Origin of the sequence: Aliiglaciecola sp. SL4, assembly GCF_041538045.1 — a bacterium.
Classification (GTDB): Bacteria; Pseudomonadota; Gammaproteobacteria; order Enterobacterales; family Alteromonadaceae; genus Aliiglaciecola.
Genome location: NZ_JBGOSE010000002.1, coordinates 353,887 through 380,800, shown reverse-complemented (window position 1 = coordinate 380,800; position 26,914 = coordinate 353,887). Strand labels below are relative to the sequence as shown.

Genomic DNA, 26,914 nt, shown 5'->3' with positions numbered 1-26,914 from the left:
GTTGCTGCACGCGGATAAATTACTCGCTGCGCTCCTAATTTACCGGTGAGCAAAGCGTTGAGGCTGTAGAAAAAGGTCGGAGCCAAAAAACTACCGTGTTCTGCTTTAAATGTAATTGTTGTTCAATAGTGAAACCTATCCAGATTTCACGTAGCAGCGCATTTTTAAGGTCAGATTAGGCTAATTTTTATAGTAAATATTAAGGTGAGGGTTTTTCTACACCCTCGTTATATGTAAGGATACATTTTGACTCTAATTAACATCCCCTTTGTCGCCCAACCAAAGAAATCTCCCAAATGTGGGGCTGCATGCTTAGCTATGCTGATCAAATACTATTCAAATCAGAAAGTTAATTTAGATGAAATATGGGGCAATGTTAGTGCTATCAGTCCAGAACTAAATCGAGAATACTGTAGAACGTATAAACTCGGCGCATACTTAAACTCTATCGGAATTCGATGTTCTATTGTCAGATACATTGATTTGAGTGAGTTTTTGACGTTGTGTTTAGATAATGAAATTGCTCCAGTAGTTAACCATTTATCCTTTGAAAACAAAATCGGTGGGCATTTCTCTGTCATTAAAAATTTTATTGATAGTCGGGTAATATTAAACGATCCAGAAAATAGGAAACGTAAAAGTGTTTCGCTAAAAGAACTTGAGACATCTGTGACTAAAACAGCTAAGAACCAAGAGATTGGTGGAAATACAGCCTTGGTTGTAGCAAGTAATTTAAGTGTAAGTACATCACGGCATTGTCCAAATTGCGGCTCATCAATTGATACATCTTTTTCAAAACTAGCGAATAGCAATGGGATGGTAGTTAGTGAAGAGCTATGTTTGTCCTGCGATGGATTTAGCGCAAGCGAAAACACATAACAAACTAAGTCAGCGGGACAATTACATGCAGGCTCCCGTCACTTCGTTCCGTAATATAGCCTGCATGTACTTGCCCCTGCTCGGGGTGTTATATGCTATGCTCCAAGGAGGTTGCACATGGTTTCGGAAATGGAATTTCCATTAGAAACAAAAATCAACGGTAAAGAGGTCAATTCTTATTATCGAGATTCATTTAAAGTTCGGGTTAATAAAACTAACCTTGAAGCTAAAAATGTATATCACAGCATATTTGGTTTTTTGCCCAAACCAGTGCAACTCGCTTTATCTTTGCGTAATTCCATAGTGAAACACTTTGGCTTCTCGGCTAGTAATACAGAAATGAGTCTGCCACTAGATGATATTCAGGCAGGCAAGAAAGCAGGCTTCCTTGTAATCGAGTCAGTAGAAACCAAAGAAGTTATTTGTGGTGCGTATGAGCCTAATATGGATATGTGGTTATCTGTTTTAAAATTATCAGAACAAGAGTTTTCTGTGTCTACCTTAGTTAATTTAAAAACTAAAACAGGTAAAGTGTACATGGCTTTTATAAAGCCTTTTCATAAATTAGTTGCTAAGTATTGTATTAGACAAGCACTCAAAGCAGGTCGCATATAACAAGCGCGTCGATTAGGGTGCTCGCAAGCTCGCGCCTACTGCATGGGAAAAAGACGTGGCGATTTTGCCTCCTGATGAGGTTAAGTCAATTATTGTACGTGGTGGTTTTGGCTCACCTGTTCAGTTTTACCAGTCGGGTTTTGTCCACGCTTGGTTCTCTAGGAATTCGCCTATTAATGCCGTATGACAAGTTTCTGCACGCGGAAAAATTACTCGCTGCGCTCCCAATTTTCCGGTGAGTGAAGCGTTATGCCTCCATCATACATCGGGAATTTCGTATGAACATAATTACAAATAATAATAAATTTGAAAGTTTACTTATTAAACTTATTAATAAATATGATGATATTCGTATTTCTGTGGCTTGGGCATCAGCTGACACAAATGTGTTTAATGCATTGCTGGAAAATAAAGATAAATTGACATCAACAACAATAGGCACGCATTTTTATCAAACAGATCCAAATGTATTAGAGGCTTTTATAGGGAGTGATAGTGTTAAGTTTATTACTCAGCCTAGTGGTGTTTTTCACCCTAAAGTATATTTTTTCTCGAATACCATAGGTTGGGAAGCCATCATAGGTAGTGCCAATATGACTGCTGGAGCGATGAAAAATAATCAGGAAATGAATGTCCATATTTCAAGTTTTGACCAATCACAACCTAACCTGAAAGCCGAGATTCTTAAAAATATTACTGGTTATTTTGATAAAGCTTCTTCAGTAACAGCAGAGGAGACTAAAGCTTATCGATGTCTATGGGCTAAAAACAAAACCAAAATTGATGGGCTTTCAGACATCTATGGGAATAAAACATCAGGTAAACCTGCAATACAAAGCACTATAATGCGGATGTCTTGGGATGACTTCTCCTCTTTGGTTAAAAAAGATCCTTACCACGGTATTAACGAACGCATCGATTTACTCAACATTATTCATCAAGGATTTCTAGATTATGATGAATATAGGGATATGCCACTTGCTTTACGTAAGACAATTGCCGGTTTACCAAATGATCTTCATGCTCATTGGGGCTTGTTTGGCAGCATGAAGGGGGCAGGTGTTTTTCATAGTAATATAAACAATAATAATTCATATATATCAGATGCTCTTCAGCATATAGATTTAAACAAAAATATTACTAGAAGTGATTTTATGCAATTTATTAATTACTTTGTCAAAGCGTTTCCTGATGGTAGAGATGGCATAGGAACGGCTAGTCGGTTACTTGCGATGAAACGACCAGATCTTTTTGTATGTATTGATGACAAAAACAATAAAAACATGTGTAAAGATTTTGGTATTAACGTTAGCGAAATGACTTATGAAAGGTATTGGGATGAATTAATTTGTCGTATTCATGATTCTGTCTGGTGGCAAACTGAGTATCCGAAAGGAAAAACTGAAAAAGCAATATGGCAAGGTCGTGCAGCATTGTTGGATTGTGTTTTTTATGAGCATAAGGCATAACAAGGTTATCCATACAAAACAATAAACAACATTCGCTTCGCTCACAGGGAAAAAGACTCGGAGGCCTTCGGCCGAAGCACTCCTAAAACCCCTATATTCAAAGCGTTAGGCATAAATCGTAGAATTAAGATGCTATAACGATTTTTCATGTTTTTTGTCGATTTTTTTACATATTACGTGTTTTTTTCGAAGAAAATTTTATTTATGTTTATAAAACAATGTCTTGCGGTTGTGGTGCACTAATTGCTTTATCGAGTGGTAATTGATAATTTTAAGGAAGTCACTATGAAATTGAAGAAAATATTATTAGGTGCTGTACTAGTTTTAGCATCGTCCATTTCCAATGCTGGGTTAATAACAGCTTCAGATGTAACTGCATCGAGTACATTTTTTTCATATAACGTCGATAACCTAATTAATGGCTCAGGTTTGTCCGGTGCTGAACATTCCGGTAACTTTGTAAACAAATGGATGACTGATGGCACTGTAACAGGCGTCCTTACTTTTGATTTAGGAGCAATATTCGATATTTCTTCTAGTTCGATATGGAATTATGGCGGCGGGTGCTGCGGGACAGGGCGCTCAGTCAAAGACTTAGGCATTGAAGGCTCTCTTGACGGGGTTACATACTTTACTATTGGAGATTTTGTACTTAATGAATCTGCTGGAACTCCTATTTTTTCAGAGACAATAGCATTGAATACAACTGCACAGTACTTAAAATTTAACCTAAACTCCAACTACGGTGATACCTTTACAGGTTTGAGCGAAGTTCAGTTTGATGGTGTTATTTCATCAGTTCCAGAACCAACCAGCATTGCATTATTTAGCCTTTGCTTGGCATTGATTGGTTTTTCAAGAAAAAAGTAAACAACATTAAAGTGCAAAGTATTTCTAAGCCTCAGCTCTGTTGAGGCTTTTTTATGACATACAAATTACTTATGCAGGACTCGTAACAGTTAGCTCGGTTCCGCTTCGCAACACATTTCATACAACTATTACTTTCCTCTTAGCAAGACGTTGTTTTTGGAATGTGGTTGAACATTACCGCAATTCAATCTTGTAAAAAAACGCCGTGTATTTTCTATTTAAATACCGCAGGTATTTAATTTCCAGAAATAAACACACCTTGGGTTTTGCCGTGTCCGGTGTTTTGGTCGTATTGTTTATTCTGTAGTTGGAAGAACTTTACGAGTTTGGCGACTTGTTTGCTGGCTTGGGATTTTAATTGGCTGCATTGAAAATGGGGAGGCATGCTTTTTAGTTTTCGTTCAATGCTTTCACCAGCTTCAATCCAAATCGCCTGATGGCCTTTTTCGTGATCCAATAAAGCGGCGTAATAATCGTCAAAGGTTTGTTTTAAGTTTTCTTCTGCGGTTTCTCTGTTAGACATTTCGGGCATGGTATAAAGCCCCTCTAAATACACTTTGATACCTACAAGTCGGCACAGGTTGCCGCTAGTTTGTAATCCGAAAACCGGAGTTAACTGCCATTGTGTGCGACCGTGAAATAGTTGATTTTCTTTTACAACGGGGGAGTTTGCGCGCAATTCAATTTTTATTTGCTGTCGAGTCGTGGGGGCAATGGAATAGTGTTCGAACTTTTCAGTTAACACAACCTCAGAAAAAGCATTTAAGCCTGTAAACAGCAAGAAGCCGCAACTCGCGCGCTTTATTCCAGCTAAAAACATCAATAATTCACCGTAACATCAAAGGAATAAACTCTAAATTACGGCTTTATAGCCTAGATTGAAAGAGGTTTACGCTGACTATCTACTAGCTTGCCATGAATAATTACTTTTATTTACCTTAAGATTGTTATCAACCTGACAAATGTTAGATTGTTGTATAGAATTTATACAGGTTGGTGATGCGATGTCACCTTTTTGATGGAAAGGTTGAGACTTTGGATACAGCTCGCTCTAAAAGTAACCCTATGATTATGGTTAGTTTGATTATCGCATTGTTACTTTTAATCGCCGCCATTGTTTATTCAAGTTCACAACCGGCAACTGGACCAAAGGTTATTCATCTATCTTCGGGGGAATGGACTCCGTATTCTGGTGAGACTTTACCCCAGAAAGGTATCGCAAGCGTTGTAGTTAAATCCGTTTTTGAGCAGATGGGCTATCGCGTAGATTTGCAATTTATGCCCTGGGAACTGGCATATACAAAAGCCCAATCGTCACAACAGGATAGTCAAATTAGGGGGACCTATCCCTACATTAAAACGCCAGAACGAGAAAACCAATTTTATTTTAGTGACCCTATAATTGATGTGCCTAACGGGATCTTCTTTCACCTAAAACACAATCCTTCTGCTGCGACAATAGCGAATCCCTCCGATTTACAAAAATACGCAGTCATCACTTTAGCTGGATATGAATACACGCCCAAATTACGCCAATTCATTCCTAACAATACCTGTCATTTTAAAGACACCTTACAAGGCTTTGAAATGCTAGACGGTAATCGAGAATGGGTACTTGTGAGCGCAAAAAAGTTAACCCAAGGGCAATTAAATGAGGTTGCAAATAGCGCTGAAGCACGCAGGTTGAAAATATCTCAACGGGTTTTACAAATTGACTACACAGATCCATTAGTTTTGAATCATTTGGATACACAACCTTTTTATGTCTATCAATCTGCTAAATCAACAATAGGCAATGTCGAAGATCTAATTGAAAACTCACACCTTATTGTGACGCCAGATATTGCGATGCACACCCCCATAAACTCATCAGGTCGCAATGAATGTAAAATGCCAATGTCTGAAGCTTTGTTATGGTTAGCATATACATCTAAACCCAAAGTATTTATTGAGTCCAAACAAGTAGGGGAGTCGGTTTTAACTCAGTCTATGCCTACGTTATCCGCTAAAATTGGTTTTGCTAAATATATTGATTACGTGCCCCATAGCGTTATGTTCTCGAAAAATAACCCAAACAACCTATCTCTTAGAAATCAATTTAATCAGGTACTTAATAATTTAAAAAGCAATCCTCATGCTTTTAAAAGTTTACTCACACAAGCTGCCAATGAAATTGATATGGCCGATTCCGTCAGGTTGGTATCAACCGGCGGTAAACAACTTGTGCAAGGACAACGTTATGATCAGCAATTAGTGCGTTGTATGCCCAATGAAGTCTTTACCTTTCCTAAAGGGACCAAAGCCTTGGTGCGACAATGGCCTGAATTATTCTTAAATAACCTTGAAATTATTAACCAACAAAAAGTCATTGCGAATGTGTTAAATGGTCCTTTAGCGTCAAAAACAAACTTATATTGTTTTGAGCCAACAGCCGTTCAGTTGCAATAATACGTTTAATGGAGAATCTATGAAATCTAAGAAAAAGAGTAGTTTCTTATCAAAATCAGCACCTTATTTACTTTTTATATACTGCTTAGCTGTGCTGTTATTTTTTCTTGCGGAGTTAAAACTATTTGGGCTTGATGAATATTTACGCGCCACAAATCAGGTTTTGATCTTATTCGCGTTATTGATCATGCCATTTGTGATTATCAATATGCCAAGTTTTATTCAATCGTTAACCTTGAAGGTTTCCGACAAAGAATTTCATGTACAACTCAATGAAATGGAATCAAATTTCAGTCAAACCATTGGTCGTGTGCAGCGTCAAGTCAGCACTTCCGAACAATCATTTTGGCCCATACTAGCTGGTGAAGACGTATTGGCCTCACAACGATTGGAAGGGTCAAATCCAAAAATTATTATTGGTGCTAAAAGTGATCTGTCACAGATGTTTTTCACTGAGCTGTTAGCTTTGGCGATACGCCATGATAATCCACATTTCGTTTGCGAAATACGTTATCCCAATGGTGACAGCATGCATAATTTCGCAGAATTAAAGTATAGATGGTTAGATGTTTATATGGATTAAACTGGTACTTGTTTGCAGTATTTTAATATTCAGCATAAAACTGAAACCCATGAGGTCAAATCAGCAAACACCTTAACTGATGAGTTGAATCATTATGGTCAGGGCTTAGGCATTAAATGGTTAGCTAATCTTGGTTGTAGCGAAGATTACTGCTTGGTGATGACACCAGAAACGGCTGAGTCTGAAGAAATAACCTGTATTAGCGACTTAAAAACCAAGGGAGCTAAACTAACATTCAGTGCTGATCCGGAATTTATGAACCGCAAGGACTGTTTACTGGGTTTGTTAGAATATGGCGTTAAATTTAAATCCGTTTTACCTTGCAGCATAACCGATCGCTATTCTGCAAAGGAAAGTGGTGAGGCCGAGGTTTTTGTCGGATACGAGTCTGATCCTCAGGTCACCAGTGGCGACGTGATTATACTAAAAGATACCGATCAATTTTTCCCCCGATATTTAGCACAACCGTTAATATCCGAAGCTGTTTTGAAAAAATTTCCAGAGCTAGAAGATCGTCTGAGCATATTGGAAGATTGCATGAACACCGATGATTTAAATAACATTGTCGCCAGGATTGAAAAATCTAACAATGATCCGGTTAGAGCAAAAGAAGAGGCGAAAATAATCTTTCAGCAAGCACTGAAAAAGCATAAACAGATGCAAGCAAAACCGGCATCATAAAAGCCAGTTTTTGTTACTTTTGCATAAATAGGTAAGTGACAATACTTAAGCTAATAGGGCGTTTGCCACCTTAGAAGTCGTCTCTCGTCCTAGTGTTTGCATGATCTTGTTTCCCGCTTGCACCAGTTTATCTATATTAATGCCAGTGTTTATTCCCATGCCGTTTAACATGAACACCACATCTTCGGTGGCCACATTGCCAGATGCACCTTTAGCATAAGGACATCCTCCTAAACCGGCTACAGCGCTGTCGATGGTGCTTATGCCTAGTTGCAGTGCGATTAAAATATTGGCTAATGCTTGTCCGTAAGTATCATGAAAATGCACGGCAATTTTGTTGTTGGGGATCACTTGCTGCACAACATCTAACATGTTTTGGGTTTTGATGGGTGTACCCACACCTATGGTATCTCCAAGGGACACTTCATAACATCCCATGGCCAATAAATGCTGGCTCACTTCAGCCACTTTTTGTGGTGCAATATCGCCTTCATAGGGGCAGCCTAAAACACAAGAAACATAACCTCGAACAGGGATCTTATCCTGTTTAGCTTGCTCAACAATGGGAATAAAGCGTTCTAAACTTTCGGCAATAGAGCAGTTGATATTTTTTTGCGAGAAGGTTTCAGATGCCGCGCCAAATATGGCTACCTCGTCAACCTTTACTGCTTTGGCGTTATTGTAACCTTGAAGGTTAGGGGTTAATGCCGAATAAGTCATACCGGATTGACGCTTTAATTTATTAAATAACTCACTGCTATCAGCCATTTGTGGTACCCATTTAGGGGACACAAAACTGCCAGCTTCAATAAATTTCAACCCGGCGTGGGTTAAATCATCGATTAACTGTAGTTTATTGGCTAAGGGGATCCGTTGCTTTTCATTTTGTAATCCATCTCTGGGACCAACTTCGACGATTTTAACCTGTGTTGGATAACTGTTTGTCATGGGTTTACTCCTCGGCTTCAAAATCCAGCAAGACCGCGCCACCATCCACAAGATCGCCAGCAGCAAAATAGAATTCTTTAACCACACCGGCTTTAGGCGCTTTTATGGCATGTTCCATTTTCATCGCTTCCATCACCATTAATGTCTGTCCTTTTTCTACAGCGCTGTTCACTTCAACAACTTGACTGACGATGGTGCCGTTCATAGGGGCTTCAAATCCGCCATGGTGATCATCTGCATCACTTAACCCTAAGTCAGGCCCATTGAGCTTACATTGAATGGCATATTCATGAGTAAATAGGGTAGTGAACCCTTGATGAGCTTGCAGGGTAACGTGCAGGTGTTGATTGTTTATGCAGGCCTCAAAGTGATTTCCTTCAAGATTACCCGTACATTCAAAACAACCTTCCGCCGTGGTGACCTTGATGACTTCTTTACTGGTATGTGGGCAAGACAAATATTCAACGCTTACTTCAATCGTGTGCTGTTGAATTTCAACGCTCAAAACTTCCCTGAACTGTTCATTCATACGCCAGTGATTATGCTGATCCCAAGGTGAACCCAAAGCTAAGGTTTGCTTTTGTGCCGCTAAGGTTGTTGCTTGTCGTTGTAATAGCAAATAAGTCACTGCCAACGGGGTTAATAACTCGCGCTGTGGGCCGTCACTGACAAACAAGTCAGTCTCATGCTGTTCAATAAAGTGGGTGCTTAACTGAGCTTGTTTGAAAGCTGGATGAGTGGCTAAGTTGTACAGAAAATCGATATTTGTAGTGACACCATCCACTTGATAACGACTTAACGCTTGGGCAAGTTTTGTTAGGGCTTTTTCACGATTTTGATCCCAGACTATTAATTTAGCGATCATAGGATCGTAATAGGGCGAGACTTCATCCCCCTGCAAAACACCGGTATCAACACGCACATTATCGTGCTCTGCTGGCGGCATCAAACGACTTAATATGCCGGTAGAAGGCAAAAACTGGTTATTGGGATCTTCAGCGTAAATTCTCGCTTCAAAAGCATGCCCGTTTAATTCCAATTGATCTTGTTGCAATGGCAAAGTCTCACCATCCGCCACGCGGAGTTGCCATTCCACTAAATCTTGTCCGGTGATCATTTCCGTTATTGGATGCTCTACTTGTAACCGAGTGTTCATCTCCATAAAGAAAAATTGGTTGTCACTATCTAACAAAAACTCAACGGTGCCTGCGCCTACGTAACCAATGGCTTGGGCTGCGGTTAAGGCTGCTTGTCCCATTTGTTGGCGTAATTCTTCTGTCATTCCTGGGGCGGGAGCCTCTTCGATGACTTTTTGGTGGCGTCGCTGCACTGAGCAATCTCGCTCAAACAGATACACACCATTCTTGTGGTTATCACAAAATACCTGGATTTCCACATGGCGAGGTTGGGTGAGGTATTTTTCAACCAACATGATGTCGTCACCAAAGCCAGACATGGCTTCGCGTTTTGCCGCATCTAGGGCAGCATAGAATTCTTGACTCTGTGTGACTTGTCGCATCCCTTTGCCACCACCGCCAGCGGCTGCTTTTAATAGCACTGGGTAGCCCATCTCATCGGCATGTTTTTTCAACAGTTCTGGAGATTGTTCATCACCGTGATAACCTGGCACTAAAGGAACGCCAGCTTGCTCCATAATATGTTTGGCCGCTGATTTTGAACCCATGGCCTCAATTGCGCCAATGGGAGGGCCGACAAAAATAATATTATGTTGTTCACATAGACGACAAAATTGTGAGTTCTCTGATAAAAAACCATACCCTGGATGGATAGCGTTTACGTTGAGTTTTATGGCCGCCGCTATAATCAGTTCGGCTTTTAAATAGCTTTCTCGAGACGGCGCTGGACCCAATCTAACGGCTTCATCTGCCATTTTTACATGGAGTGCATTCACATCTGCATCGGAATAAACTGCGACAGTTTTAATGCCTAATAATTTGGCTGTTTTTATAATGCGACATGCAATTTCGCCACGATTAGCAATCAGTAGTTTGTCTATTTTGTTCAATCCACTCATGATTTATCCCGCCATGCTGGTTGTCTCTTTTCCAAAAACGCAGCTAATCCTTCTTGCCCTTCTTCGGAAACTCGGGTGGTTGCAATGCGCAAACTGGTTTTCTCAATAAGCTCTTCATCTAGTGGTTCGTCTTTAATATCAAACACTAATTGCTTAGCGGCAGCCACTGCTACTGGGCCGTTATTGATAATCTGTTTGACTAATGTATCCACCGTTGAGGTTAACTCTTCTTCGGTAACGGCTTCACTGACTAAGCCCAATCGGCGAGCTCGGCGGGCCGAAAACACTTCTGCGGTCATAAAATATCGGCGGGCGACTCTATCGCCAATAGCATCAATCACATAAGGACTAATAGTGGCAGGGATTAACCCCAACTTCACTTCACTTAAACAGAACTTGCTTAGGCGACTGGCAATGGCAATGTCACAACATGAGACTAGGCCAACGGCACCACCAAATGCCGCTCCTTGAATTTTAGCGATGGTCGGTTTGGGTAGGGTGTACAAGGTATGTAGCATGTTCGCTAATGCGTTGGCGTCTTCTACATTTTCCTCATAACTAAAGCTTGCCATGCGCTTCATCCAATTGAGGTCGGCTCCAGCACAAAAGCTTTTGCCATTGGACTGTAAAACCAACACGCGGGCGTTTTCATCTCTGGCAACCTGTTTAAAATAGTGGGTGAGCAACGCAATGGTTTTATCGTCAAATGCGTTGTGTACCTCAGGCCGGTTCAATGTAATAGTCGCAACGCCACGAGAGTCGAGGGCGTAGAGTACATCTTCTGAATGTGTGGTTAAGGAACTAGGTATATCATTCATAACAAAAATTGCCTTACATTCTAAACACGCCAAAGCGTGTTTCTTCGATGGGTTTATTAAGTGCAGCAGAAATCGAAAGAGCGAGCACTAATCGAGTATCAGCAGGATCTATTACGCCATCATCCCAAAGTCGTGCGGACGCGTAATAGGGATGCCCCTGTTGTTCATAAGTATCAATAATGGGCTGTTTGAAGGCGTTTTCTTCTTCAGCACTCCAACTTTCGTCATGGCGTTGTTTTTGGTCTCGTTTTACCTGCGCTAACACTCCAGCAGCTTGCTCTCCCCCCATCACCGAGATGCGGGCATTGGGCCACATGAACATAAATCGTGGATCATAGGCTCTGCCGCACATGCCATAGTTGCCAGCACCGAAACTACCGCCAATTAATACGGTAAACTTGGGGACTTTAGCGCAGGCCACTGCGGTGACCATTTTTGCGCCGTGTTTGGCGATTCCGCCAGCTTCGTATTGTTTTCCCACCATAAACCCGGTGATATTTTGCAAAAACACCAGGGGAATTTTACGTTGGGCGCATAACTCAATAAAGTGCGTGCCTTTTTGTGCCGACTCAGAAAATAAAATGCCATTGTTTGCCACTATGCCCACAGGGGTTCCATAAATTCGCGCAAACCCACAAACCAATGTTGTGCCGTAAAGGGCTTTAAATTCGTCGAATTCAGAACCATCGACGATCCTTGCGATGATTTCTCGAACATCAAAAGGCTGTTTACTGTCTTTGGGGATAACACCGTAAATGTCACTGGTGGGATAGGCTGGGTCTTTAGGCTCTACTAGGTCCAAATAATTGGGTTTAGTGCGGTTTAACCGGGCAATGGCGTTTCTGGCCAGTTGCAACGCGTGGCGATCATTATTGGCAAGGTGATCGACCACACCAGATGTACGACAATGGACGTCGCCTCCGCCCAATTCCTCTGCGGTAACTACTTCACCGGTGGCCGCTTGCACAAGTGGGGGGCCGCCTAAGAAAATCGTGCCCTGGTTTTTGACAATGATTGACTCATCGGCCATTGCAGGAACATAAGCGCCTCCAGCAGTACACGAGCCCATCACTACCGCAATTTGCGGAATATTTTGTGCCGACAAATTGGCTTGATTGTAAAAGATCCGGCCAAAATGTTCTCGATCTGGAAACACTTCGTCTTGTCTAGGCAGGTTTGCACCACCAGAATCCACTAAATAAATACAGGGTAAATTGTTTTGTTCCGCTATGGTTTGCGCTCGTAAATGCTTTTTAACCGTTAACGGATAATAGGTACCTCCCTTAACTGTCGCATCATTGGCCACTATCATGCATTCCACACCTGACACTCGGCCAATACCGGCAATCACCCCCGCGGCGGGCACATAATCTTGGTACACATTCCATGCGGCAAGTTGAGATAACTCCAGAAAAGGTGACCCAGTGTCTAACAGCCCATTGACTCTCTCTCTAGGTAATAATTTACCTCTAGCGGTATGCCGAGCATTTGCTTTGTCACCACCACCTAATTTAATTTTAGCAATAACCTCTTTTAAATCGCTAACTTGCTGCGCCATGTTGGCAGCGTTATCGATAAATTCCTGACTTTTAACATTTAATTTGCTGACGATAGGGGGCATTCAGTCGCTCCTAATCCATTTAATAAAATTTGAACACAGGGTGATGACATCTAGATGTCAAAGTGTGGCGATTTAACTGGTTTCGTTAAATAGCTCGCGACCGATTAACATACGACGAATCTCCGAGGTGCCTGCACCGATTTCATACAGCTTCGCATCACGTAACAAACGGCCTGCTGAAAACTCATTGATGTAACCATTTCCGCCTAACAATTGAATGGCATCTAGCGCCATCTTAGTCGCTAATTCAGCCGAATAAAGAATCGCGCCTGCGGCATCTTTGCGGGTGGTTTCACCACGATCACAGGAGCGAGCCACTGCATAAACGTAAGCTCTGGCCGCATTCATTTGGGTATACATATCGGCAACTTTACCTTGCACCAATTGGAATTGGCCGATGGACTGACCAAATTGTTTTCTGTCGTGAATATAAGGAACAACTAAGTCCATACAGGCCTGCATGATCCCAAGTGGGCCACCGGAGAGCACCAGTCTTTCATAATCCAAACCACTCATTAACACACGCACACCGCCCCCTTCTTCTCCCAGGATATTTTCCGCAGGGACTTCGCAGTCTTGGAACACCAGTTCACAGGTATTTGAGGAGCGCATGCCTAATTTATCGAGTTTCTGTGCTTGGCTAAAACCGGCAAAAGACTTTTCCACTAAAAACGCAGTAATGCCTTTGGATCCGCTTTTAACATCCGTTTTTGCGTAAATAACGAAGGTATCGGCATCTGGACCATTGGTGATCCACATTTTATTGCCATTAAGAATGTATTTATCGCCCTTTTTATCAGCCCGTAGTTTCATGCTGACTACATCAGAACCGGCATTAGGTTCACTCATAGCTAAGGCACCAATATGCTCTCCTGAAACAAGTTTGGGGAGGTACTTTTCTTTCTGGGCGTCAGTGCCGTTTTTGTGGATTTGATTAACACAAAGATTGGAGTGGGCACCGTAACTCAAACCTATTCCCGCTGATGCTCGGCTAACTTCTTCCATGGCAATAGTATGTGCAAGATAGCCCATATTTGAGCCGCCATATTGCTCGGAGACAGTCACACCCAATAGACCCATCTCACCCAGTTTGGGCCAAAGCTGATTGGGAAACGCATTTTCTTCATCTGCACTTTCTGCCAAAGGCGCGATTTCTGCTTGTGCAAAGTTATAAACGTGATCGCGAAGCATATCGATATCTTCGCCTAATCCAAAGTTCAGTGTAGGGTAGGGAGCATTCATGCCGTTTTTCCTTTGTTTATTTGTTCAAGTTCGTCTTGGCAGCGAGATTCAACTTCATTCAACTCAATCATTAAAACGTTGATGTCTTCGAGTTGTTGAATCAATAAGGCGCGTTTTTCTTTGGTCATTTCCAACATTGCTTGCAGTTGGATTTTTGAATTTTGATGGCTGTCATACAGGTTAAAAAGAGTGCGTGTTTCTGCTAGAGAAAACCCCAAGCGTTTACCCCGTAATATAAGCTTTAATCTGACTTTATCTTTTTTACTGTAGACTCGGGTTTGACCGGAGCGAGTTGGCGATAACAGGCCTTGCTCTTCGTAAAAACGAATAGATCTTGGGGTCACATCAAATACTTTTGAAAGCTCGCCGATACTGTATGTTTTTTCTTTTTTATTGGAAGCGGAATGCTTCTCTGTTTGTTTTACAACATTCATTTATCCATCCTAAAAGTGGTTTAAAATTTATGTTTTTATCTCACAATGGAGAACCACTAACCTTGGAAAAACCGCAAAGGTTTTATACCGGCTTACCTTTACGTTCACGTAAAGATGTTAAATAAAAGTAATATACTGTTAAGCGAAGGTCAAATGTTCACTGTTTGCTATGCATCTAGAGCAAGGAGGAAATGTTCAAATTAGTGTACAGATCAGTTTAGAGCATACTCATGGGTCTGAGATATTAGATGCTGTGAATGGCTTAGGGATAGTAGTACTGTGATTACCAAAATATATCTGACCTGACACTTTTAGCTAAACGTCTCGACTTAGTCTGACAGGCAGTATTAGATAAGGAACAGTCACTCAATTCTGAGCGGTTTTTGAGTAGATGAATGTCAGAATATGACAAAACTTAAATCAAGAAACCAGCTCCTCCAAAATTTTGTTTTGTGTAGGTCATATAGTTTTTAACAGGCTCGCATCGGTTGCTTGATGGAGGAACCGCAATCGATAAAATCGGTATCACTCGATCAAATGCTGATACTCTCGATGCCCCTTTAAAATTACGTTCAATGTTTAGCCTCAACTGTTTTAAAGCTTTATGTGTAGGACTCTCTAGTAAGTAGTATATGTGAGCGCTAGCCTTTTGATAGTTCTTAAGTTCTTTAATCAAAGGTTCAATGGATTGATGCACAGGTTTTCGCAAATGTGATAGGCGATAATAGGTTTTTAGATCAGATTCGGTTCGCACATAAATTTCAGGTATTAACGTCGATTGGAACTCAATATCACACTGAATAAATAACGATTTAATGGTCGCCTCTGCTTCTGTGGAAGATGCTTTCGAGTTTATGATTATTATTGGCAACGCTTGCTGTATAGCAGTATGAAAAGGAGATAGCTGAACATAAGCAACTATTAGAGTGATAACTGAAGCAATGAAAAATATTTTCTTTAGCACAATTATGCCTCATAAAGAAGTGGGTATACCTAGCATAGTGGTTTTTATCAATTTCGCTGCGCAAAGATATTTAAATATTCTTCTTTTCTGTTGACTAGCTTCGAAAATTGACAGTCTGAAATACGTACAAAGGGGCTGCACAATCAGCCCCGTAGAGCCTAAACTTCAATAGATTCCGATATTTCCAACGCGTCGTCTACCTCGATGCCCAAGTAGCGGACAGTGCTCTCTAACTTTTTATGGCCCAGCAAGAGTTGAACTACCCGGAGATTTTTAGTCTTCTTGTAAATCAGATAAGGCTTGGTTCTACGCATTGAATGGGTGCTGTAGAGAGATGTATCTAGACCAAGTTTTTCAATCTATCCGTGAAAAATGCGATTATATTGTCTAGTTGATATGTGCTCAGCGCTATGTATACGGGACTTAAAAAGATAATCAGAGGGTTCTAATCCAGCTTTCTTTACCCAAGCCAATATCGATTCTCCCGTGTTTGGTGTTATCTCAAATTGGACAGGACTACCTGTTTTTTGCTGAACGACATGCGTGCGCCTAAGAGCTGAGCGTCCGCAAACGACATCTGAGACCTTGAGTTTAACAAGGTCACAACCTCGTAGTTTGCTATCAAGACCAAGATTGAACAGTGCGAGATCACGCGTCCGTCCTTCAAACTCTAAGCGAATCCGGATACCCTATATATGTGATATCTGAAGAGGCTTTTTCTGACCGATAATACGATTTTTGTTCCAAGGTGTATGGATTTGAATTGCCATAATTTGTCTCCTGTTTAATAGAAAACATAATTATGGCAGTCCGGCCAAAGTTTATGGTTTGAATAATGGTACTGTCAGATTTTTTACTGGGAGTTCAGTATTGCTCAACCATCAGACTGAGAAGCAATATGATTTCTTATATATTGAACTTTCTTTACCCTACTCGCGCAGGTATGGCCAAAGTAAACTGCATGAAATTTTAACTATTTTGATTTTGTTCAGAAATATACTGGGCATAAAGAAGGTCAGCAAAATCCGCTTCACCAATTTTGCCCACAACCAAATCTCTGATGGCATCTGCGAATAATTCGTTATCAGCAATTAATTCATAATCATTGAGAGATAAATATTCCAAAGCTACAGCGAAACCAGTCCGTTTGTTTGCATCAGGAAGCGAATGAGAAAGTGCAATAGAAGCAGCATACTTTGCTGCTATTTCGAAAACATCATTCAAGCCTAAATAAACAATAGCATTATCAATCCTGCCTAGCGCCCCCTGAAGCTTATTGATATCAGCGGCCCCCTTCATACCAGGCTCGTTTTCGAGAATGTAGGCGTTAATCTCTATAACGCGCTCGAAGGGGAAAAAAATAAGCGCCATTACATGTAAGCGAGTTTTTCGAACGTACGCTTGTGTGTTCTTAGCGCTAGCTTAGTTTCGGATTTCACGATCTGTTGCCCAAACTCACCAGAAAGGTCAAGTTTCTTGCTTGCTGGAATTTTGGGGCGTTGAACAGCTTTAACACCGTAAACTTCAATTTTTGTATTCATAAACACCTCTTATATCTAGGTCGATAGTATACACATGATTTTGCAAGAAACATATTAAGCCAGAACTTTGGTATCATTTGCACACATACCAAGCAAAATAGCCTCCTAAGGCAATAAAAGACAAACAACTGACGTTTTTTCTACAATAGAGGAAAGCTGAAGTATGGCGTAAGTATGTCCAGTTTGCCTGAAGTGCGAAATATTCAGAATATTGTTAGTCGCCTTGGGTTATAGTCTTATTTCATTAATAGGAAGCATTTTTTGTAGCCATGGAAAAGAAATCATTAAAGATAAAATCGAAAATAACTCATCAATATACTTTACCTTTCTGCGTGCATGGTTGCCTAGCACTATCAAATGATATGTGTGTGATTCTCGGCACAAATTCAGGTGAATTAAGTAAGTTCGTAGTTTTAAATTCAGGTACTGTAGATGTACTTGATTATGAAGTTCCTTCAATGGAAGAGGGCGGCTTCAATTACCGCGGGGCACTATTTAAAACCGAAGTAGGGTTTGGTTGCGTGTTCGACTATGAGCTTGTTGAATATGACCTTCGTAAAAGAACTTTTAAAATTACTAGCATTAAAGATTCACTTCCCCGTGATGAGGCTAAACGTAAGACTGGGCCTTATCGTGCTGCGGTTAAAGTTAATAAAAAGGAATACCTTGTTACACTGCAAGATCACTTTCATTACTTCAAAACTAAATATTTTTGTACTTTGAAAAAAAACATGTTGGGAGCGCGTTATGAGCCCTTCATTTATAAGATGCAAAGAGCGACATTCAGCAGCACAGTTGATTGCCATGCTACCTATACCAATGGCAGGTTACTTTTTCATAGATGTGAGTACGGAAAAATGCTAGCTGATAGAGACAATGATATTTCTGAGTTTTGTGAAATATCAAACGGAAGAGAAAATGTCATTGCCACAGTCACAAAGGGAATAGGGCGATTTTCCAGTGATGGTGAACACTTGCTTATCAGAACATATACAAAACCCTATGTTTTTGAATTCTATTCATTGAAGGGTAGAAAGCTTTTTACTGTACCAATGACTCCTAAACGAGTAATAGGCAATATAGAAAAGCAATTTCTAGAGTTTTTTGATAAATATGATTCCACTTTATGGATGGGCCGCAATTACAACGTCACTCAAACTCGTTTTGAAACTTTCAATAGCATAGATTCTTAAACTTTCTTATAAAAGTTCCCCCATCATTAGCTTCTAAACATTACGATGGAGAACTAAAAGCACCAACGTCTGCAATACGTACGGAGGAGCCTATGGGCGAGGTCTGACGGGCATTAATAGTCAAATACCGGAAGTTCATAGGTACTTAATTTGGCTTAGGTTTTATTATTTTCTAAACGCGAAGGTTTCTATCCATCAACACTAGTCCATTATCAACTCTCAGAACATTTTAACCCAAAGTCGTTCTGCGGTTTTTGAAGCGCAGCAACAAAGGTTTAATGCACTTATGTGACAACAACGAGATAGGGGCGAACATCAATACACCGACAAATGGGATAGCAGGGCCAAACACAAAGGTTGAGCCGATAACATGCCCAAGAATACATTCCATTCTGTAAAGCGGTACAAATAAAGCTGAAACTAAAACGCCCAGAGCCAAATACATTGTTACGCTTGGAAAGCCATTTACAAAGGCAATTGATTGAACTGTGCTTACCAGCAGCATGCTAAAGAATCCCAGTAATACCGACGGAGGAAGTGTTTTTGCATCCGACCCAGTTGATATTCTTTTTTTAATTACTGCAGCGGATAGCCACACCAGAAGTGGCAAAATCAGTAGTCCCCACCAATTCGACAATCCGGGAAGATCAGCACGCATGAAAAGGTGATGGGTAATTACTCCGCCGTTAAAGTATTCCCATGTTAAGTGACACACTTCGAAAAGTATTACTGCCAGTAACAGGCCATTTCTTATTTTATTAAATTGCTTCTCTTCCATTTCATTTTACCCTAGCTCGATCACAATATGGTGTATCGTGCAACTGTCGTACCACAGATGAAAAACAAGTAAAATCAATGAATTACAACTTAGGCTTATTCTGAGCGTAGTTTGTTTGCTCAGATATTAGTGTTATTAGCTAATTTTACGTATTCAAGTAACACGTTCGCACAATCTAATCAGACTAAATGGCGAGGTTTGATATGTCCTAGACATTCTTGAGCATCTTTTCTGAATAACAGGACTTCACTATGCGTCATGTACTTTGTCTCCTTGCAGAATTGTTATTGTTGAGCGGTTGCGCTGATAACGTCTCTCTTTTTGAAGCGGCCGCAAAAGACAAACAACAAATACTGATGTTAATGTGGTTCACTGGCTGGTTTACGTACACAAGAAACTGTCACGCTTTATTCTGCTTTTTAAACTGCAGTAGAACAGATTGGAAAGAAGTTATTTGCCTTTGTTTTCGTTTACAATGAACTGGTCTTTATCTGCGCTGATTCGTCCGCCAATCTCGTTTAACCGTTTGCGGTTGCTGCTGCTTAATTCTCGATTGTCTAACTCATTGAACAACTGTAAGGTTTTTGCTTTTTTATATTCAGCTAAATTGGACTCTAATAATCCTTGCAGTAGGTTTAACCCAAACGCCGCTTCTTTTGGAAAAAGTAAGTAAGCCTGATAAAAATAATCTACGGATTCGTTGTAGCGTTGTTGGTTGTGCAGATGTAACCCTTGTTTATTAAATTTAAGGGCTCGGGGTCGCCGTTCGCCCAACTCTTCTTCTTGTTTGGCTATAGCCATTGAAGAAATTGTTTGATCAGTTAGATCTTCGGTTTCTAACATTTTCTCTTCGCAGTCAAACAAAATTTGTGCGGCTCGCATTTCATCTCCAACACCTAGCCAACCTTTTATGGCGTCGGTCATGGTAGGCACATCTGCAGCCTTAAAGTCTTTTTGATCCGCTTCTTCTAAAAGGGCAATGGCTTTGTCTTGATCATTTTCTAGTATCGCCACAAGAATGTTCATGTAATCACGTTTGATCGCGAGGTTTTCTTCTAAATAATTGCGACCTGCATTACCGATTAAAAATCGTGCTACTTGCAAGGCGTTAGCTCTTTCATTATTTTTTTTTGATTCCGCTATCGTTAGATAACAGCGAGCCAATTCCAACGATAATTCTGCATATTTTTCGCGAATATCTTTAGCATTGAGGCGCTTTCGCTCTAATAGATCAATTGCTTTATCCATTTTGTTTTGCAATTGGTAAATGTAGGACTTGAGCTTAGCAGCTGGCATAGAAAGGGCGCTTTCGTTGATTAAATCAATATATTCCTCTGCGACTTCATATTCTTTTCTACCAATACAAATGCGAGCTAACCACTCGCAGGCTTTGTCGTTGGTCAAGTGCGCACCTAACATGTCTTTAAGCAATTCTTCACTAATTTCAATTTTGCCAGCTAAATACTGTGCGTGTATGAGCCCCCATTTTGCCCAAATTACGTTTTCGGCACTTTTTAACACGCCACTGTACAATGCCGCAGCTTCGTCATATCTAGACAGTTTCAACAATAGTCTTGCACGGATCTTTAATAGGGTCGTGCGTGATTTTGGGAGCGGATTATTTTTTGCTATTTCTTCCAGTTTTTGTAATGCATGCTCCCATAATTTTTCGTCCATCAAGGTTAAAACGGACATCAGCTGTCTGCGAATTTTCAACGTATTAGCGATTGTTTTTTCGAGCATTCGAATGGTGTAGGGCTTGATGACTAAATCGTCAGGATGGATATCAACAATTTGTCCAATAATCAGTGGAAGTCGGTCTGAAGTAACAAAGATCAGTCCAGTGGTGTGCTTTAATAGCTTTTCACGGGTTAATTCTTGAATGACTTCTACGCCATTTTTGTGATCGCCGAGGTGAAAGTCCATCAGAATTAAATCGAATGGGCGAATTTTCAAGGCTTTCTTGAGTTCTCTGCCATGGATAAAACAGGAAACGTTAGAATAACCCATCTCTAGCAAATGGTTCCGCAAAAGAATTCGGGCCATGCCATTATCTTCAACTACAGCGATGTTGATTTTTGGTCCAACCACGATGATTTTCTTCTTTCTGATCAATTTATTACGACAATATACCAAGCATAGTATCAAAATAACAATGTACATGGCTATGGATAGTTATTTATCCCTATACGAATGTAAAATAAAGGGGGTGAACACTATTTCAGAGCCAATAAATTACCGTTCGTTAAATCTATGAAAAGGAGGGATAACTTTAGTGCAAATGCCTGGGTTGGTTGCACAATCGAATAGTTAAAGCAAAGTGTATACAGATGTTGGCAGCGACGTAATTCATTAATTTTTGTATTACGTTAACGTTAAGGTTAAAAGTTTGATAATCTTATTTACATCAAGTTAACACTCGTTTTATAGGTATTTTGCAAAGGTAACTCATATGAATTTTGACTTAACCGAAGATCAGATTGCTTTCGTTGATACTGCGAAACAATTCGCTGAGCAAGAGCTTGCTCCCCATGCTGCCCGTTGGGACAAAGAACATATATTCCCAAAGTCCGTCATTCAAAAAGCCGGTGAGTTGGGGTTTTGTGCACTTTATACTCCTGAAGACGCGGGTGGTTTGCAGCTTAGTCGTTTAGATTCTGCCCTTATTTTTGAACAATTAGCCAGTGGCTGTACTGCCACTACAGCAATGATGACCATTCATAATATGGCCACTTGGATGATTGCCACTTGGGGAACGGAATCCATCAAATCGGTCTGGTGCCCTACCTTGGTGACTGGTGAGCATTTAGCATCGTATTGTTTAACTGAGCCTGGCTCGGGATCAGATGCGGCATCGTTACGCACTTCTGCGGTAAGGGAAGGGGACAATTACCGTATTAATGGCTCTAAAATGTTTATCTCAGGAGCCGGTGAAACGGATGTTTTAGTGGTGATGGTGAGAACCGGTGAGAAAGGCCCAGGTGGGATCTCCGCGGTGGTTATTCCTGCTGATGCCGATGGTGTTATCTATGGTAAAGCCGAAGAAAAAATGGGCTGGAATGCGCAACCCACTCGTTTAATTACCTTTGAAGATGTGTTGATTCCTGTAGACAATTTACTTGGTGAAGAAGGGGAAGGATTTAAATTCGCGATGATGGGACTTGATGGCGGCAGAGTAAATATTGCTACTTGTTCCATCGGCACTGCTCAGCGAGCGTTAGAGACGGCAACGGAATACATGCAAACCCGTACGCAGTTTGGTAAACCATTGGCAGCATTTCAAGCACTGCAATTCAAACTCGCCGATATGGCCACCGAATTAGTGGCAGCGCGGCAAATGGTGCGATTAGCAGCCTTTAAAATAGATAGCCATAGTCCAGACAAAACCACGTACTGTGCAATGGCGAAACGATTTGCCACTGATGTCGGTTTTCAGGTCTGTAATGAAGCTCTGCAAATTCATGGCGGTTATGGTTACATTCAAGAATACCCACTTGAACGTCACGTAAGGGACGTACGAGTACATCAAATTTTAGAAGGTACTAATGAGATTATGCGGATGATAATTGGACGACGTCTATTGGCCGACAGTGATAATCAAATTCTGTAAATAAACAGGTTAAAATAATAAAGTTTACGGTTAGAGGAATTGATATTTGCAGCTTAATAAGCTTTACACTATACCATTCCTTTAGAACCTATTTTGATAAAAACTAAGTATCACATTAAAGATTGAAAGGTGAGTTATGGAACTTAAAAATAAAGTAATCGCAATTACCGGTGCGGCTCAAGGCCTTGGTTTGGCGATGGCGAAAACCTTTGCCGATGCTGGTGCCCATGTTGCCATGCTGGATATGCAAGATATTGTGGTTAAATCCGCCGCTGAACAGATTTCTGAGTTAGGCGTAACCGCTAGAGGCTATGCCGTTAATGTTACCGATGAATCCGATGTGGAATACGTATTTTCGCAAATAAAGAGTGATTTTGGTCAATTAAACGGCTTAATCAATAGTGCAGGCATCATGCGTGATGGTATGTTATTGAAAGTTAAGGAAGGAAAAGTCGTTGATAAAATGTCAAAACAACAGTTCCAATCTGTTATCGACGTGAATGTCACAGGGACTTTTTTGTGCGCTCGTGAAGCGGCTGCAACCATGATTGAAACCAAAAGTTCTGGTGTGATTGTTAATCTATCCTCAGTGTCTCGTGGGGGCAATATGGGGCAAACCAATTATTCTGCTTCAAAATCAGCAGTGGCCACTATGACCGTAACTTGGGCCAAAGAATTAGCTCGTCATAATATTCGTACTGGCTGTATCGCACCAGGTTTAGTTAACACCGCTATGGCGGCACAAATGCGCCCAGAAATGATCGAACGATTTTTGTCTACAGTGCCCGTTGGACGCTTAGCAGAAGTGGAAGAATTAGGTCATGCGGCGAAATTTATTTTCGAGAACGATTATTTTACGGGGCGGACACTTGAATTGGATGGTGGAACAAGGGTCTAATACCCCACATTCTTTCATCGCTGTGCTGTAATTTTGCTTAGCGTCAAATTTAAGGTAGTGTTAATTACATGTGGATTTGTCCTGCTTGTGGTCTTCCATTGTCGTTGGAAGCGGGTACTTGGCGTTGTGCAGCTAATCATAGTTACGATCGAGCCAAAGAAGGTTACGTAAACCTGCAATTGGCTCAGGAGCGCAACAGCAAGGCTCCTGGTGACAATAAAGAGATGATATTGGCTCGCCGTGAATTCCTGCAACAAGGTTTTTACGACCCGTTAATTGCGCGCATTGCTGAGTTGATTCAGACACATTGTGAAGATCATGATTTAGCCTTGTTCGATGCCGGTTGTGGTGAGGGGTATTATGTTGATCAGATCCGCAGTCATTTAGAAAACGCCAGTTATCAATGTGCTGCATCGGGCTGTGATATATCCAAAGTGGCTATTCAACGAGCGGCTAAAACACACAAAGCCTGTCAATTTACTGTGGCTAGTACCTTTAAAATTCCGGTGGCCACAGGATCTATGGATGTTGTCATTCAAGTTTTTGCGCCTTCCAGCGAGGAAGAAGTCGCGCGGATCCTAAAACCTCATGGTGTGTGGATTTTAGTGAATCCGGGACCCATGCACTTACAGCAACTCAAAGAGTCAATTTACGCGGAATCAAAACCTCATACACTGAATCAGCTAGATACCCCTAATTTTGCATTACAAAACAGAGAATCATTGGCGTTTGAATTGGACTTTCAAACCCCAGAGCAGCGTTTGGCATTGTTAAAAATGACTCCCTATTTTTGGCATACCAGTGAACAGAATAAACAACAGTTTTTGCAATCCGACAAAGTATGTCAAACAGAGTTTGATATCCAAATATTGAGAAAAAAATAATGACCTCAAAAGCATTGTTTTTAGACAGGGATGGAGTGATTAATGTTGATCATGGATATGCATCTCGACCACAGCAAATTGATTTTATTGAAGATATTTTTCCCCTGTGCAAATGGTTTCAACAGCAGGGATATTTAATCATAGTCGTAACGAATCAATCAGGCATCGGCCGTGGTTATTACACGGAAGACGATTTTCTACAATTATCCGATTGGATGAAGGCAGAATTTGCACAGCGCGGCATAAAAATAGCGGAATTTTTCTTTTGTCCTCATCACCCGGAAAAAGCGAAAGGGAAGTATTTGAAGGTTTGCTCTTGTCGAAAGCCTAACCCCGGCATGCTGGAACAAGCCAAGCAAAAATACGATATTGATATGGCAAAGTCGGTAATGATTGGAGATAACAAGACGGATATGTTGGCAGCAACTCGAGCAGGGGTAACTAAACGTTACCTCTACTCAAGTGATCACATACCAGATGACACGAATATTGGCTATAAACGGGTTGATAGCTTAACTCGTATATATCCCATGTAGCTTAATAAAAGTGCATTAAATGTTTAATTGCCTGACTTAACAAACCTGTGTTCAAACTATCAATACTTTCTTCACCTGTCTGGCGGTCGAAGATCTTGTAGCTACCATTGGCCAATACTTCAATGCGATTGTCCTTTTGCATCACAATGACTTTACTGCCTTTCGTGTCTACCACCCAATTGCGACGAGGGTTTTGCATTGGCTGTCCAATGGAATAATCGTCGGAAAGTGCTTTGCAGCCTAAATTTTCTAACACGGTGGCCGGAAAATCTAAGTGACTAGACAGGGTTTCGTTAAGAGAGAAGTTTGCATACAAAGGTACTTGCTGAATATCATCACGATTAGACGCAAGCTTAGAGATAATTACTTGATTATTATCCAATACACCTGATGCTATCAATTGTTGAATATTTTCAGCACTAACAAAGCCCACTGCTAATTTCGGTTTATCAGAAATACTTGCTTGGAAAAAGGTTTTAAAGTCTGAATTTAACGCTGCTAATTTGGCATTTTCCAAAGATAAATCAGAATATAAATAAACAGGTAATCCTAGCTTTTGCGGAAGTTCTAACATTAACGGAGTTTTATTCGCTAATTCAGATGTATAAATTTCAGGTAAACCAAACAGACTCGAAAATTGAGAAGAATGCTGGTTAGAACTCAAATCATAATGATTGTTGTATGCTGTTAGCGAGGAGTTCTGTAATTTTAAATCTGTATTATCGGTTTGAATAAGTAAAACAAAACGCTTGTTAGTGTTTATGCTGCAGTAAACAGGTTTTACTGGGTAGTTAATTCCATGAACGCTGCGATCAAATTGCAGTGCTTTACGCTGTTTATAGTTTTCTATATCCAATAAACCGTACTTCGACATCAGTGCTTTAGCCGTAGCTGGGTAGGATAGGGGGAACAAGTTATCTTGTTTAACTATAGGTTGATATAAGTTTGCGTCAGCCCAAATATGCAACGCGTGACTACATACAAAACAGGCGACAAATAAACTGCTAATAGGAGCTCCTAATCGAAATTTTTGTAATCGTTCAACTCGTTTCCATAATGCGTTCGCGAGTATCAGTTGGAATGATAACCATACGACAAATAGCAATAACAAAAATCCCCATTGCTGCCATCCAAATGCATTGATAACAGGCTGGGTTTCGCTTTTAATTAAATCAGCAGAGCCAAAGTTAAGATGTAAGCCATATTTTGTATATAACAAGGCATCAAAAGCTAAGAGGGCCAAGCCCAAAGCTGCAATAGTAGATGCCGCCCCTCGTATAAAGCGTGATTTAGGAAACGCATAAATAAGGGGTAAGACTAAAATTACAAACGCGAAAAAAGTTAAGAAGCCAATGTGACTAACCCAATTAACTAACAAAAAGGTAATTCCCAACAATGAGTCAGGTAAAGGTGACGCAAAAACGTAAATTCCAGCGATCACTAAAGCGACGACAATATTGGTAAGAGTAAACCAGTGACCCCAAGAGACTAACTTGGTTAACATTATGCGGCGGGGTGTTTCTGAGAGTATCATTTATTTTTGTTTTCCATTGATACTTTTCATCAAGATTTGTGTAAACTGAGCGGCCATTTTTTCGCGCTGGTTATCGTTTACTTGATGCAAAAAGATGTTGGTGATTACATTTCCCAACGCCATTAAAGATAAATCTCTGTTTGCTTGATTTTTTTCAAGAGCAAATACTATGTCATTCATTAGCGCTTCAAATTGAGCGTCTGAATATTTGGATTGTTGCGGCATGTTTGAACCTTTAAACCGATTTAGGTAAATAGTAACAAGTATTCGAACAGATAGTAACTAGGTGCTGTTTATTCAATGGTCGGTTTTTTTATTTTTTATCACTTTAGA

26 protein-coding genes and 1 pseudogene are annotated in these 26,914 nt (G+C 40.6%); 12 read left to right on the top strand and 15 right to left on the bottom strand.

The features are described from left to right. Positions 1 to 246: 246 nt before the first annotated feature. The 4 genes from AB6T38_RS05350 (at position 247) to AB6T38_RS05335 (ending at position 3,833) form a co-directional block, all read left to right on the top strand. Positions 247 to 879, top strand: a complete 633-nt coding sequence (locus tag AB6T38_RS05350; RefSeq protein ID WP_372546325.1) for a cysteine peptidase family C39 domain-containing protein — start codon at positions 247 to 249, stop codon at positions 877 to 879. A 117-nt stretch (positions 880 to 996) separates the two neighbouring features. Continuing rightward, positions 997 to 1,494, top strand: a complete 498-nt coding sequence (locus AB6T38_RS05345) for a DUF2867 domain-containing protein (protein ID WP_372546324.1) — start codon at positions 997 to 999, stop codon at positions 1,492 to 1,494. Positions 1,495 to 1,772: 278 nt separating this feature from the next. Then, on the top strand, positions 1,773 to 2,963 hold the full coding sequence (locus AB6T38_RS05340; RefSeq protein ID WP_372546323.1) for a phospholipase D family protein: 1,191 nt from the start codon (positions 1,773 to 1,775) through the stop codon (positions 2,961 to 2,963). A 285-nt stretch (positions 2,964 to 3,248) separates the two neighbouring features. Beyond that, a complete protein-coding gene (locus AB6T38_RS05335; protein WP_372546322.1) occupies positions 3,249 to 3,833 on the top strand; it encodes a PEP-CTERM sorting domain-containing protein in 585 nt (194 codons plus the stop codon). A gap of 235 nt (positions 3,834 to 4,068) precedes the next feature. On the opposite strand, the gene AB6T38_RS05330 is transcribed toward AB6T38_RS05335, so the two are convergent. Next, a complete protein-coding gene (locus tag AB6T38_RS05330; RefSeq protein WP_372546321.1) occupies positions 4,069 to 4,653 on the bottom strand; it encodes a DUF922 domain-containing protein in 585 nt (194 codons plus the stop codon). Between the two features lie 215 nt (positions 4,654 to 4,868). Here AB6T38_RS05330 and AB6T38_RS05325 point away from each other — a divergent pair, with 215 nt between their 5' ends. The 3 genes from AB6T38_RS05325 to AB6T38_RS05315 are packed head-to-tail and all read left to right on the top strand — an operon-like array spanning position 4,869 to position 7,545. Further along, complete coding sequence (locus AB6T38_RS05325) at positions 4,869 to 6,281, top strand: substrate-binding periplasmic protein (RefSeq protein WP_372546320.1); 1,413 nt, start codon at positions 4,869 to 4,871, stop codon at positions 6,279 to 6,281. 19 nt (positions 6,282 to 6,300) lie between these two features. Continuing rightward, positions 6,301 to 6,864 carry a hypothetical protein gene (locus tag AB6T38_RS05320; protein ID WP_372546319.1) on the top strand — a complete coding sequence of 188 codons (564 nt, stop codon included), beginning with the start codon at positions 6,301 to 6,303 and terminating at the stop codon, positions 6,862 to 6,864. A gap of 12 nt (positions 6,865 to 6,876) precedes the next feature. Then, a complete protein-coding gene (locus tag AB6T38_RS05315; RefSeq protein WP_372546318.1) occupies positions 6,877 to 7,545 on the top strand; it encodes a glycine betaine ABC transporter substrate-binding protein in 669 nt (222 codons plus the stop codon). A gap of 45 nt (positions 7,546 to 7,590) precedes the next feature. On the opposite strand, the gene AB6T38_RS05310 is transcribed toward AB6T38_RS05315, so the two are convergent. From AB6T38_RS05310 to AB6T38_RS05265, 10 genes and pseudogenes are all read right to left on the bottom strand, one after another. Next, positions 7,591 to 8,493: a hydroxymethylglutaryl-CoA lyase gene (locus AB6T38_RS05310; protein WP_372546317.1), complete on the bottom strand. Its 903-nt coding sequence runs from the start codon at positions 8,491 to 8,493 to the stop codon at positions 7,591 to 7,593. Positions 8,494 to 8,497: 4 nt separating this feature from the next. Then, positions 8,498 to 10,528 (bottom strand): acetyl-CoA carboxylase biotin carboxylase subunit, encoded by a 2,031-nt coding sequence (locus AB6T38_RS05305; RefSeq protein WP_372546316.1) that lies wholly within the window; start codon positions 10,526 to 10,528, stop codon positions 8,498 to 8,500. Further along, on the bottom strand, positions 10,525 to 11,346 hold the full coding sequence (locus AB6T38_RS05300) for an enoyl-CoA hydratase/isomerase family protein (protein WP_372546315.1): 822 nt from the start codon (positions 11,344 to 11,346) through the stop codon (positions 10,525 to 10,527). The genes AB6T38_RS05305 and AB6T38_RS05300 overlap by 4 nt, the downstream gene beginning before the upstream one ends. A gap of 13 nt (positions 11,347 to 11,359) precedes the next feature. Continuing rightward, positions 11,360 to 12,967 carry a carboxyl transferase domain-containing protein gene (locus tag AB6T38_RS05295; protein WP_372546314.1) on the bottom strand — a complete coding sequence of 536 codons (1,608 nt, stop codon included), beginning with the start codon at positions 12,965 to 12,967 and terminating at the stop codon, positions 11,360 to 11,362. Between the two features lie 72 nt (positions 12,968 to 13,039). After that, on the bottom strand, positions 13,040 to 14,209 hold the full coding sequence (locus AB6T38_RS05290) for an isovaleryl-CoA dehydrogenase (protein ID WP_372546313.1): 1,170 nt from the start codon (positions 14,207 to 14,209) through the stop codon (positions 13,040 to 13,042). Continuing rightward, positions 14,206 to 14,643 carry a MerR family DNA-binding transcriptional regulator gene (locus AB6T38_RS05285; RefSeq protein ID WP_372546312.1) on the bottom strand — a complete coding sequence of 146 codons (438 nt, stop codon included), beginning with the start codon at positions 14,641 to 14,643 and terminating at the stop codon, positions 14,206 to 14,208. Before AB6T38_RS05285 ends, AB6T38_RS05290 begins: the two co-directional genes overlap by 4 nt. Before the next feature lie 415 nt (positions 14,644 to 15,058). Next, positions 15,059 to 15,607: a hypothetical protein gene (locus AB6T38_RS05280; RefSeq protein ID WP_372546311.1), complete on the bottom strand. Its 549-nt coding sequence runs from the start codon at positions 15,605 to 15,607 to the stop codon at positions 15,059 to 15,061. A 158-nt stretch (positions 15,608 to 15,765) separates the two neighbouring features. Further along, positions 15,766 to 16,377 (bottom strand): annotated as a pseudogene (locus AB6T38_RS05275) (tyrosine-type recombinase/integrase). Between the two features lie 199 nt (positions 16,378 to 16,576). Beyond that, complete coding sequence (locus AB6T38_RS05270; RefSeq protein ID WP_372546310.1) at positions 16,577 to 16,978, bottom strand: type II toxin-antitoxin system death-on-curing family toxin; 402 nt, start codon at positions 16,976 to 16,978, stop codon at positions 16,577 to 16,579. Next, positions 16,978 to 17,148 (bottom strand): acetyltransferase, encoded by a 171-nt coding sequence (locus tag AB6T38_RS05265; RefSeq protein WP_372546309.1) that lies wholly within the window; start codon positions 17,146 to 17,148, stop codon positions 16,978 to 16,980. The genes AB6T38_RS05270 and AB6T38_RS05265 overlap by 1 nt, the downstream gene beginning before the upstream one ends. A gap of 269 nt (positions 17,149 to 17,417) precedes the next feature. Between AB6T38_RS05265 and AB6T38_RS05260 the strand changes: the two genes are divergently transcribed. Further along, the gene (locus tag AB6T38_RS05260; protein WP_372546308.1) at positions 17,418 to 18,341 is read left to right on the top strand and encodes a hypothetical protein; all 924 of its coding nucleotides are present in this window, start codon (positions 17,418 to 17,420) and stop codon (positions 18,339 to 18,341) included. A 229-nt stretch (positions 18,342 to 18,570) separates the two neighbouring features. Here the strand turns inward: AB6T38_RS05260 and AB6T38_RS05255 are convergent, their stop codons facing one another. Both AB6T38_RS05255 and AB6T38_RS05250 read right to left on the bottom strand, forming a co-directional pair. Beyond that, positions 18,571 to 19,119: a hypothetical protein gene (locus AB6T38_RS05255; protein WP_372546307.1), complete on the bottom strand. Its 549-nt coding sequence runs from the start codon at positions 19,117 to 19,119 to the stop codon at positions 18,571 to 18,573. Positions 19,120 to 19,569: 450 nt separating this feature from the next. Further along, complete coding sequence (locus AB6T38_RS05250; RefSeq protein ID WP_372546306.1) at positions 19,570 to 21,210, bottom strand: response regulator; 1,641 nt, start codon at positions 21,208 to 21,210, stop codon at positions 19,570 to 19,572. A gap of 361 nt (positions 21,211 to 21,571) precedes the next feature. Here AB6T38_RS05250 and AB6T38_RS05245 point away from each other — a divergent pair, with 361 nt between their 5' ends. The 4 genes from AB6T38_RS05245 to gmhB all read left to right on the top strand — a co-directional run bounded on the left by AB6T38_RS05245 (position 21,572) and on the right by gmhB (position 25,047). Continuing rightward, positions 21,572 to 22,729 (top strand): acyl-CoA dehydrogenase family protein, encoded by a 1,158-nt coding sequence (locus AB6T38_RS05245; RefSeq protein WP_372546305.1) that lies wholly within the window; start codon positions 21,572 to 21,574, stop codon positions 22,727 to 22,729. Between the two features lie 136 nt (positions 22,730 to 22,865). Continuing rightward, positions 22,866 to 23,627, top strand: coding sequence for an SDR family oxidoreductase (locus AB6T38_RS05240; RefSeq protein WP_372546304.1), 762 nt, complete (start codon positions 22,866 to 22,868; stop codon positions 23,625 to 23,627). 68 nt (positions 23,628 to 23,695) lie between these two features. Continuing rightward, positions 23,696 to 24,511 carry a putative RNA methyltransferase gene (locus AB6T38_RS05235; RefSeq protein WP_372546303.1) on the top strand — a complete coding sequence of 272 codons (816 nt, stop codon included), beginning with the start codon at positions 23,696 to 23,698 and terminating at the stop codon, positions 24,509 to 24,511. Beyond that, positions 24,511 to 25,047, top strand: a complete 537-nt coding sequence (gene gmhB / locus AB6T38_RS05230) for a D-glycero-beta-D-manno-heptose 1,7-bisphosphate 7-phosphatase (RefSeq protein WP_372546302.1) — start codon at positions 24,511 to 24,513, stop codon at positions 25,045 to 25,047. Before AB6T38_RS05235 ends, gmhB begins: the two co-directional genes overlap by 1 nt. A gap of 1 nt (position 25,048) precedes the next feature. Here the strand turns inward: gmhB and AB6T38_RS05225 are convergent, their stop codons facing one another. After that, complete coding sequence (locus tag AB6T38_RS05225; RefSeq protein ID WP_372546301.1) at positions 25,049 to 26,581, bottom strand: DUF3413 domain-containing protein; 1,533 nt, start codon at positions 26,579 to 26,581, stop codon at positions 25,049 to 25,051. Further along, a complete protein-coding gene (locus AB6T38_RS05220; RefSeq protein ID WP_372546300.1) occupies positions 26,582 to 26,806 on the bottom strand; it encodes a DUF1414 domain-containing protein in 225 nt (74 codons plus the stop codon). It lies immediately after the preceding gene. Positions 26,807 to 26,914: the final 108 nt, after the last annotated feature.

Bases quoted from the DNA above. Each gene is read 5' to 3' on its own strand.
- gmhB (WP_372546302.1), top strand. From the start codon at position 24,511: ATGACCTCAAAAGCATTGTTTTTAGACAGGGATGGAGTGATTAATGTT.
- AB6T38_RS05270 (WP_372546310.1), bottom strand. From the start codon at position 16,978: ATGGCGCTTATTTTTTTCCCCTTCGAGCGCGTTATAGAGATTAACGCC.
- AB6T38_RS05330 (WP_372546321.1), bottom strand. From the start codon at position 4,653: ATGTTTTTAGCTGGAATAAAGCGCGCGAGTTGCGGCTTCTTGCTGTTT.
- AB6T38_RS05290 (WP_372546313.1), bottom strand. From the start codon at position 14,209: ATGAATGCTCCCTACCCTACACTGAACTTTGGATTAGGCGAAGATATC.
- AB6T38_RS05295 (WP_372546314.1), bottom strand. From the start codon at position 12,967: ATGCCCCCTATCGTCAGCAAATTAAATGTTAAAAGTCAGGAATTTATC.
- AB6T38_RS05220 (WP_372546300.1), bottom strand. From the start codon at position 26,806: ATGCCGCAACAATCCAAATATTCAGACGCTCAATTTGAAGCGCTAATG.
- AB6T38_RS05265 (WP_372546309.1), bottom strand. From the start codon at position 17,148: ATGAATACAAAAATTGAAGTTTACGGTGTTAAAGCTGTTCAACGCCCC.
- AB6T38_RS05235 (WP_372546303.1), top strand. From the start codon at position 23,696: ATGTGGATTTGTCCTGCTTGTGGTCTTCCATTGTCGTTGGAAGCGGGT.
- AB6T38_RS05240 (WP_372546304.1), top strand. From the start codon at position 22,866: ATGGAACTTAAAAATAAAGTAATCGCAATTACCGGTGCGGCTCAAGGC.
- AB6T38_RS05320 (WP_372546319.1), top strand. From the start codon at position 6,301: ATGAAATCTAAGAAAAAGAGTAGTTTCTTATCAAAATCAGCACCTTAT.
- AB6T38_RS05245 (WP_372546305.1), top strand. From the start codon at position 21,572: ATGAATTTTGACTTAACCGAAGATCAGATTGCTTTCGTTGATACTGCG.
- AB6T38_RS05335 (WP_372546322.1), top strand. From the start codon at position 3,249: ATGAAATTGAAGAAAATATTATTAGGTGCTGTACTAGTTTTAGCATCG.
- AB6T38_RS05340 (WP_372546323.1), top strand. From the start codon at position 1,773: ATGAACATAATTACAAATAATAATAAATTTGAAAGTTTACTTATTAAA.
- AB6T38_RS05305 (WP_372546316.1), bottom strand. From the start codon at position 10,528: ATGAGTGGATTGAACAAAATAGACAAACTACTGATTGCTAATCGTGGC.
- AB6T38_RS05255 (WP_372546307.1), bottom strand. From the start codon at position 19,119: ATGGAAGAGAAGCAATTTAATAAAATAAGAAATGGCCTGTTACTGGCA.
- AB6T38_RS05345 (WP_372546324.1), top strand. From the start codon at position 997: ATGGTTTCGGAAATGGAATTTCCATTAGAAACAAAAATCAACGGTAAA.
- AB6T38_RS05285 (WP_372546312.1), bottom strand. From the start codon at position 14,643: ATGAATGTTGTAAAACAAACAGAGAAGCATTCCGCTTCCAATAAAAAA.
- AB6T38_RS05225 (WP_372546301.1), bottom strand. From the start codon at position 26,581: ATGATACTCTCAGAAACACCCCGCCGCATAATGTTAACCAAGTTAGTC.
- AB6T38_RS05310 (WP_372546317.1), bottom strand. From the start codon at position 8,493: ATGACAAACAGTTATCCAACACAGGTTAAAATCGTCGAAGTTGGTCCC.
- AB6T38_RS05300 (WP_372546315.1), bottom strand. From the start codon at position 11,346: ATGAATGATATACCTAGTTCCTTAACCACACATTCAGAAGATGTACTC.
- AB6T38_RS05260 (WP_372546308.1), top strand. From the start codon at position 17,418: ATGGAAAAGAAATCATTAAAGATAAAATCGAAAATAACTCATCAATAT.